6 protein-coding genes are annotated in these 7,941 nt (G+C 53.7%); 2 read left to right on the top strand and 4 right to left on the bottom strand.

Going from position 1 to position 7,941, the window contains the following annotated elements:
• Nucleotides 1–271: 271 nt before the first annotated feature.
• On the top strand, nt 272–1,489 hold the full coding sequence (locus tag QEH52_RS18670; protein ID WP_308952475.1) for an OmpP1/FadL family transporter: 1,218 nt from the start codon (nt 272–274) through the stop codon (nt 1,487–1,489).
• Nucleotides 1,490–1,669: 180 nt separating this feature from the next.
• Here the strand turns inward: QEH52_RS18670 and QEH52_RS18665 are convergent, their stop codons facing one another.
• The 3 genes from QEH52_RS18665 to QEH52_RS18655 all read right to left on the bottom strand — a co-directional run bounded on the left by QEH52_RS18665 (nt 1,670) and on the right by QEH52_RS18655 (nt 5,195).
• Nucleotides 1,670–2,977 (bottom strand): O-acetylhomoserine aminocarboxypropyltransferase/cysteine synthase family protein, encoded by a 1,308-nt coding sequence (locus QEH52_RS18665; protein ID WP_308952474.1) that lies wholly within the window; start codon nt 2,975–2,977, stop codon nt 1,670–1,672.
• A 98-nt stretch (nt 2,978–3,075) separates the two neighbouring features.
• On the bottom strand, nt 3,076–4,689 hold the full coding sequence (locus QEH52_RS18660) for a tetratricopeptide repeat protein (RefSeq protein WP_308952473.1): 1,614 nt from the start codon (nt 4,687–4,689) through the stop codon (nt 3,076–3,078).
• Nucleotides 4,689–5,195: a DUF192 domain-containing protein gene (locus QEH52_RS18655; RefSeq protein WP_308952472.1), complete on the bottom strand. Its 507-nt coding sequence runs from the start codon at nt 5,193–5,195 to the stop codon at nt 4,689–4,691. The genes QEH52_RS18660 and QEH52_RS18655 overlap by 1 nt, the downstream gene beginning before the upstream one ends.
• A gap of 73 nt (nt 5,196–5,268) precedes the next feature.
• On the opposite strand from QEH52_RS18655, the gene QEH52_RS18650 reads away from it, so the two are divergent.
• Complete coding sequence (locus tag QEH52_RS18650) at nt 5,269–6,414, top strand: M24 family metallopeptidase (RefSeq protein WP_308952471.1); 1,146 nt, start codon at nt 5,269–5,271, stop codon at nt 6,412–6,414.
• A gap of 80 nt (nt 6,415–6,494) precedes the next feature.
• Here QEH52_RS18650 and hemL read toward each other — a convergent pair whose 3' ends face one another.
• Nucleotides 6,495–7,772, bottom strand: a complete 1,278-nt coding sequence (hemL, locus tag QEH52_RS18645) for a glutamate-1-semialdehyde 2,1-aminomutase (RefSeq protein ID WP_308952470.1) — start codon at nt 7,770–7,772, stop codon at nt 6,495–6,497.
• Nucleotides 7,773–7,941: the final 169 nt, after the last annotated feature.

Here is a 7,941-nt window from a genome sequence, read left to right as displayed (position 1 = left end):
AGGTTACAAAAGACATATCGGCATCGCCCGGTTTCGAGAACCGAGCTTGCAAAAGACATATCTATTAGGACCAAGCTTTTTTCGAATGGGTATAACTTTTTTGGCGCTGATTGGATGAAATATAAATGCTTAGTAAAATATCTATTGTAACAGACTAAAAGCGTGCAAAGTCACTATCTTTTTTATAGGGTATATACCCCCTTGTTTATATCTCGTTACTACTATGAAAACTCAGCTTCTTTCAACGCAATGCACCCTTCGATTTCTTTTTTTGTTTCTTATCTCGCAGTTTGCGTGGGGTGAAGGGTTTCGTAATTCCGCTCCCGGAGCGTATGGGCTCGGGCAGTCGGGCGGGCGCTATGCTTATATCGACGATACCTCGGCAGCGTTACATAATCCTGCGAATCTCATGGATTTAGACGGTGAAAGCTCACTTCTTTTTAGCCCCACGATTGTGCATATCGAATCGGAATTTCAAGTGGATGGCGGGAATCTCGCTCGTAGCGAAGAGCCGATTAAGCTGTTGCCTAGCTTTTTTGCTGTCAGCCCAATTGTTTCAGAACGTTTTGTTTTCGGTCTATCTGTGACCGTTCCTTACGGCCTTGCGACTGAGTGGGAGAATGCGGGGGCCTTTGGGCCTGGGGGCGAACTACGCTACTTGACTCCCTATAAAAGTGAAATGCTGACCATGCAACTCAATCCAGTGATGGCTTTTCGTATCACTGACAATTTGACTATGGCTGTGGGCTTGAGCGCGATGTATTCTAAACTTCGCTTTGAACAGTTTTATCCTGACAATGTCTTTGTGACTCAGGAGACTGTCGCGGAGGCGGAGGTGGACGGTTGGGGCATTGGAGCTAATTTTGCACTCAGTTGGGATGTGACTGAGAAGGATCGGCTTGCGCTTAGCATACGTTCTGAGACGACGATTGATCATCAGGGGCACGGGAAGATTGGCTCGTTAAGTGGGGACGGGTATACAGCAGGTGCTACGGATAAAAGCGATGCTTCGACTCGTATCACTTATCCATGGATTTTGGGCATCGGCTATGGACGTCAATTGACTGAGGCACTGACGCTTGAATTGCAATATGAACGTGTCGGGTTTTCTGATTTCGAAGAGCTTAACATCGACCTTGCTAATAATACGCCACTTCTTGGCGGCGCCAATGTTACGCCACAGGATTGGGACGATTCTGAAACCTTCGGTGTTGCTCTACGTTACGACCATGGTGAGGGCCTGCGTAGCCACGCTAGCTGTCAACTCTTTAAGAGTCCTGTTCCCGATAGTACCTTGAGCACTACGATTCCAGATGCAGATCAGATGGCCTATACGATTGGATTGACGAAGCAATGGGATCGAGCCTATTGGGGCTTCGCATATTCCTACGTGGAATATGATCGTCGTGAGGCAAATGTCGGTGGTTTTTCGGGAGAAATGCAAGTTAAGCTCCACTTGTTATCACTCAATATGGGTTGGCGCTTCTAAACAAGTCGAGCTGGGGTAGATTTACTTTTTTCGAGTGAATAGAGCAGCAGTGATCCTCTCTGCAAATGAGCATTGTGCCGCTCCATTTATCAGCTGAGGGCTGCCCTTGGCAGCTTTAGCAGAGGATCCATATAGCTAACTGGTAGAGGTGCATGCCCCTACCAGCTAGCTATGTTTGAATTACGCTTTGAGTGCTTGGTCGAGGTCGACGAGCAAATCCTCGATATTTTCGGTGCCGACAGATAGGCGTACGAAGTCTGGAGTCACGCCTGCGGCGATTTGTTGTGCTTCATCGAGCTGAGAGTGCGTGGTGGTGGCGGGGTGGATCGCCAGCGATTTGGCATCGCCGATGTTTGCGAGGTGGCTGAATAGCTTGAGATTATCAATGAATTTGCCGCCCGCTTCGAGGCCACCTTTGACGCCGAAGCCTACCATGGCACCGAACTGACCGGGAGCGAAATATTTTTGAGCTGCACTGTGGTGTGGGCTGTTTTTGAGGCCGGGGTAGTTGACCCAGCTGACGGCCTCGTGTGCGTCTAAGAATTCGGCGACTTTGAGTGCATTCTCGCAGTGGCGTTCCATGCGCAAGTGAAGCGTTTCGAGGCCCATGATGTGCATGAAGGAGTTGAAGGGAGCCGGGCAGTTACCCACGTCGCGTAGCCATTGTAGACGCATTTTCATTATGTAGGCGATGTTGGCGCCACCGGCTGGTTCGAAGGCGCCGAAGGCATCCCAGTGCACGAGGCCGTGGTAGCTGGGGTCGGGCTCTGTGAATTCGCTGAAGCGGCCGCTGCCCCAGTCGAAGTTGCCACCGTCGACGACAATGCCACCGATGCTGGTACCATGCCCGCCGATGAATTTGGTCAAGCTGTGCACCACAATGTTGGCACCGTGCTCGAGCGGGCGGCAGAGGATGGGAGAGGCCACGGTGCTATCAATGATGAGGGGCAGTTTGGCCTCTTTGGCGATCGCAGAGACTTCTTCAAATGGGAAGATGTTGAGGCTGGGGTTGCCGACGGTGTCGCCGTAAATGGCTTTGGTCTTGTCGTCGATCAGGGGCGCGAAGCTGGCCGGATCGGTGGCATCGGCGAAGCGCACTTCGATGCCAAGCTTGGGCAGAGTGTATTTGAATAGTGTATACGTGCCGCCGTAAAGTTGCGCTGCGGATACGATATTGTCGCCGGCTGAAGCGATGTTTAGAATCGCACTCGTGATCGCGGCTTGGCCACTGGAGTGTGCCAGTGCGGCGACGCCGCCTTCGAGTGCAGCGACGCGTTTTTCGAGCACGTCGGTGGTCGGGTTCATGATGCGGGTATAGATATTACCCAACTCTTCGAGACCGAAGAGACGTGCGGCATGCGCCGTGTCGTTGAACATGTAGCTGGTCGTTTGATAAATCGGGACTGCGCGTGAGCCAGTGTCTTTATCGGGCGTGTGTCCTGCGTGCAGTGCGAGGGTGCCAAGGCCGGGGGTTCTTTCTGTTGTCATATTTCGTGTGTTTGGGTGATTGAGCAATTGGCTCAGGGCGACCGGTGAGGGCGCGAAGGCTGAGCCGCTTGCGATTATGATTGAGTGGAAGAAGTGGTTTATTCGCGCATACGTGCACGTGCGTTGTTGGCGTCCCAACTGAGCCCGAGCTGATCATAAAATTCGGCCGCTTCGCTGAGGAACTCTCGTTCAGGTTCGAAGTCACGTAGGATACGTTTATATTCGCGCAGGGCGTTTGTATTTTGTTCGCTGTCGCGGTAGATGCGAGCCAGCGCGATGCGCTCCTGCATGCGATTTGGCTGGAGCTTCAAAATATTCTCTAGCATCTCGATCATCTGATTGCGGTCAAGTAGATTGCTTTCTTCCCCGCTGGCTTGAATGGTTTGGAGGAGTGCGATCTTGGGCTGCCAAGCTTGGGGCCATTGCTTGGAGAGCGTGTGCCACATTTGCGCGCGATCACTCACGGAGCTGGCATAAGAAAGGGTGAGAGAGAGTTCTAGTAACGCAAATAGTGGGAAGCCAATATACCAAAGGATTTTGCCCCCCGAGCCCATGTTGCGCACAATGCCGCCAGCGGTGCAGGTGAGCAGTGCGATCATGAAGGGCAGCGCAATGTAGTGTAGGTGATCTTCGTTCGCGAGGCTGCCGTCAATAAAAGTGCCCGTTTGGGAGAGTCCATAGAGTATTAGGAGTAGGTAGGCGGTCAGGCCGAGCAGGATGCCACGGGTCCACGACTTACGGAAGTTGATGGCAATCAGAATGTAAAACGGAATAAAGAGTAAGAAGGGGAGAAAGCTATACTGGGCGCCCACACTGTAGCCTTGCGAGTGATCGAAGGGATGGAAGAGTGAGAGCTCTACCGGCGCGATGGCTTGCTTTAGGTAAAAGAATAAGTTTTGCGCGTAGATGCTTAGCCGATCACTGAGCTCGATCTCTGCTACGGCTTGATTGCTCTGTGTCCAGACCCCAATGAAGAGTGCGAGGCAAAGTAAGGGCAGCAGTCGATTATAGTTTTTGAGATGAAAGTTCGCCTGCTGTTGAAAGATGCAAAGCCCCAGCACCAGCGGTAGTAAGAGTGTCGCTGGGTGCGCGAGGTAGGCGAGGATACTGATTACAATCACCCTGACGAAGTCGCCCGCGCCACGATTGCGAATGCCAAAGTAAAGTGCTGCCAGTAGTAGAGTGAGCCCGACTAAGTCTTCTCGATAGCCTGACCAATATATCGTTTGCAACACGGTAGGATGAAGCGCAAATAGCAGCGAGGCTGAGAAGGCCGCTGGCAGCTTGAGTGCGTCTAGGCTCTTGAGTAGGAAGATGGCCGCGCAGATGTGCAGCAGCAAGTTGATCGTATGATGCGTGAGCGCGGGAGGGAAGGGCAGTTTTTGCTCTAGGAAATAGGAGTTTAGACTGATCGGATCTTCGTGACGAAGCATCTCGGGCGACCAGGCCTGCGTCCACGAGTCGAGGGATTGGTAGGCGCTGCGCTCGACTTCATCGTATTCCGACCAAATGAGACCAGAGTTAAAAATCGGGATATAACTCGCAATGGTGAGTAAGATGAGCGCGAGGTAAGCCAACCATCCCGCTGGTTTGGACGGTATAGTTTTGGCGCGTCGGCGCTGTTTCGCGGCATTGCTAGACTTCGTTGCGGGCGGTTTTATGAGGTTGCCCTGACGCGGCACTCGTGGGGTTGGGGGCTTCGTTTCGGACATTATGGTTTGAGCGCCGAGTTGGCGTGTTGGCGACGTTTGAGTGCCGTTTGTAGTGCGGTCATGTCGATGCGTGCGCCGGGCTTGACGCCATGGGCGGCGTACCAACCACGATTGGTTTCGACTGCGATTAGAACTTGATCGTTGGCAGAGGGCACGGGTGTTTCATCGTAAGGGAAGAGTTTGTGCACTTCCAGTAAGTGCCCACTGGCATCGAAGTAGCCGATGTCCAGCGGGATGCGAGTGTTACGCATCCAGAAGGAGCGCTGCGCCGGCTGATCGAAGAGGAACAACATGCCGTGGTCTTCGGGCATGCTGTCACGGTGCATCAGACCCTTCTGTTGTTCGGCGGAATTAACTGCTAGTTGCAGTTGTAATTCCTGGCCGCCGATCGCGATTGCGAAGTGGGTTTGTCCATCTGCCGGCGCTAAATCAGCCTGCCTGTTTGGCTGGCAGGCTAATAGTGCGAGTGACAGTAATGTTACGAGAATGTTAATTTGTGGTTTCAATGTTAAATTTTTAAGGTTCGATGCGTGACAGCTTCACGGGAATGCTCAGGATCATTAGAACATTCACTGAACAATGAAAAGTAAATCCTCCACAATCCGTCTTCTTTACGCCGCTTCCGAGTCTTCGGCTGACTCGCTCTATCTTTCCGGGGTCTTCGTGCCGGACCCGTATTTAGCGATCATTGCTCAAAAGAAAAGCTATGCGGTGGTGAGTCAGCTCGAATATGGGCGTGTGGCGAAGCAGTCCAAGTTTGATGAAGTTTTACTTTTAGAGTCGATTCGTGAGAAGGCCGCAGAGAATCTACAGATCGAGCTCGCGGATGTGGGGCCCGGGGAGTTGATGGTCTATTTTGCACAGCGTTTTGCGGTGAAGAAGATTGAAGTGCCGGCCGATTTTCCGGCGATTTATTATGCCAAACTATTTGATGCAGGCTATCGTGTTGAGATCGTCGAAGGAGCGTTTTTCCCGAAACGTATCAAGAAGACTGATGCAGAAGCACGTGCCATCAAGCAAGGTAATGCGGCCTCTGCTGCGGGTATACGTGCGGCGGAGGCGGTGCTGCGGGCTGCTAAGATCGAGGGGAAGCGTATTGTCTACGAAGGGCGCACGCTGACTTCGGAACGTTTGCGCACAATTATTGATCAAGCTTGCCTCGCCAAGGGCGCGACTGCGAGCCACACGATTGTGGCGGGGGGGCGGCAAGCTTGCGATCCACATGAAGGCGGGCATGGGCCGCTGCGCCCCAACGAGTTGATTATTATCGATGTTTTCCCACGTGTGCAAAAGACCGGTTACCATGGTGATATGACGCGCACCTTCTTGAAAGGGAAGGCCAGCCCCGCGCAGCGTGCATTGGTGAATACGGTGCGCCAGGCCCAGCTAGCTGCGCTGGATACGGTGAAGGCGGGAGTCAAAGGCGATCACGTGCATGCAGCTGCCAATGCAGTTTTTGAGGCCGAGGGCTTTGTTACGGAGCGGCGTAAGAATGGTTTTGTGGGCTTTATTCATTCCACTGGCCACGGACTCGGGCTTGAGGTGCATGAAGCACCGCGTGTTTCGAAAGGTGCGCCGAAACTAAAGGCTGGAAGTGTGATCACTATTGAGCCGGGCCTGTATTATCCCGAGATCGGGGGCTGTCGGATTGAAGATGTGGTGCGTGTCACGATCGACGGCTACGAAAAATTATCGAATCTTCACTATCGTTGGGAGATTCGCTAACTGAGCTGAATCGGCTCAGCGTGCCAAGTCGCCAAGTTATTTGGCGGGCCCCGGTGTGGGGCCCGCGAGTTGACTTAAGACTAAATCGAGCGGATGCCGGCCGCGAGCACTTCCGCGGCTTGTTCGATATCGGCACCGTTGTGGGCCGTGCAGATGAAGCAGGTCTCGTAGGCTGAAGGTGGCAGGTAGACGCCGTGGTCGAGCGCATATTTAAACAGTGTGTTGAAGTGCTGGGTCTGGCTACTGGTGGCGTCTTGGTAATTACGCACAGGCGCTTCGCTGAAGAAGAGGCCAAACATCGAGCCCACTTGTGGCACTTGCAGCGGCAGGCCTTTTTCCTTGGCCGCCGCTAGCAGCGCTTCGCGAATCTGTGCGCCCATTGTTTCGAAGAGCGGATACGGATTGGTATCTTTGAGCTTTTGCAATGCCGCGATGCCGGCCGCCATCGCGAGCGGATTGCCACTCAGAGTGCCGGCTTGGTAAACGGGACCGAGCGGTGCGAGGTGATCCATGATCTCAGCTTTGCCACCGAAGGCGCCGACTGGTAGGCCGCCACCGATGATTTTGCCCAATGCTGTGAGGTCGGGCGTGATGCCGATGCGTTCTTGCACGCCACCGAGGGCCAGGCGGAAGCCCGTCATGACTTCATCGAAGATTAAGACCGAACCATTGCTGGTGCAGAGCTCGCGTAGTAATTCCAGATAGCCGCCGTCGGGCAAGATGAGTCCACAGTTGGCCGGGTATGGTTCGACAATGATCGCGGCGATCTCGTCGCCCTGTTGTGCGAAGCAGGCCTGCAAGGCTTCCGGATCGTTGTAGTCCAGCACGATGGTTTCCGCCGCAAAGCTGGCAGGGATGCCCGCGCTATCGGGGTTGCCCAGTGTCAGCGCGCCCGAGCCGGCTTTGACTAAGAGCGAATCCACATGGCCGTGGTAGCAGCCTGCAAATTTGATGATTTTGTTGCGTCCGGTGTAGCCGCGTGCCAATCGGATGGCCGACATGGTGGCTTCGGTGCCGGAGTTGCACATGCGCACTTTTTCGACCGAGGGCACAATCTCGACCAGTAGCTCCGCCATGCTCACCTCGTACGGATTGGGCGTGCCAAAGCTGGTGCCGTTTTCCAGCGCGGTGGCGATCGCAGCGCGGATGTCTGGATCATTGTGCCCATGGATGGCTGGGCCCCAGGTGCAGACGAAGTCGATCAGTTCGGCCCCATCGGCAGTCGTTAGATGCGCGCCGTTGGCGCTCTGAGTAAAGAAAGGTGCGCCGCCCACGGAACGGAAAGCACGAACAGGAGAGTTCACACCGCCAGGAATGAGTTGCTGCGCACGTTTAAAAAGTTGTTCGGAAGATTTCATGTTGAAGGATGGTTGAAGGTCCAAGGCTAAACGTCAAACGTGGATACTAGACACCCATCCTGCGGGCCTAGTCGTCCTGTTGATTTTTAGAGTTTTACGGGCGGGTTAAATGGGTTGTCTGTGTCGTCTGGATCAGGACTCGAATGTGTAGGATGCCCAGAACGCTCAA

The sequence above is a fragment of the Thalassobacterium maritimum genome, assembly GCF_031127805.1.
Lineage (GTDB): Bacteria > Verrucomicrobiota > Verrucomicrobiia > Opitutales > Coraliomargaritaceae > Thalassobacterium > Thalassobacterium maritimum.
Note: the sequence above shows the minus strand (reverse complement) of the source record. Positions and strands in the feature narration are given on the sequence as shown.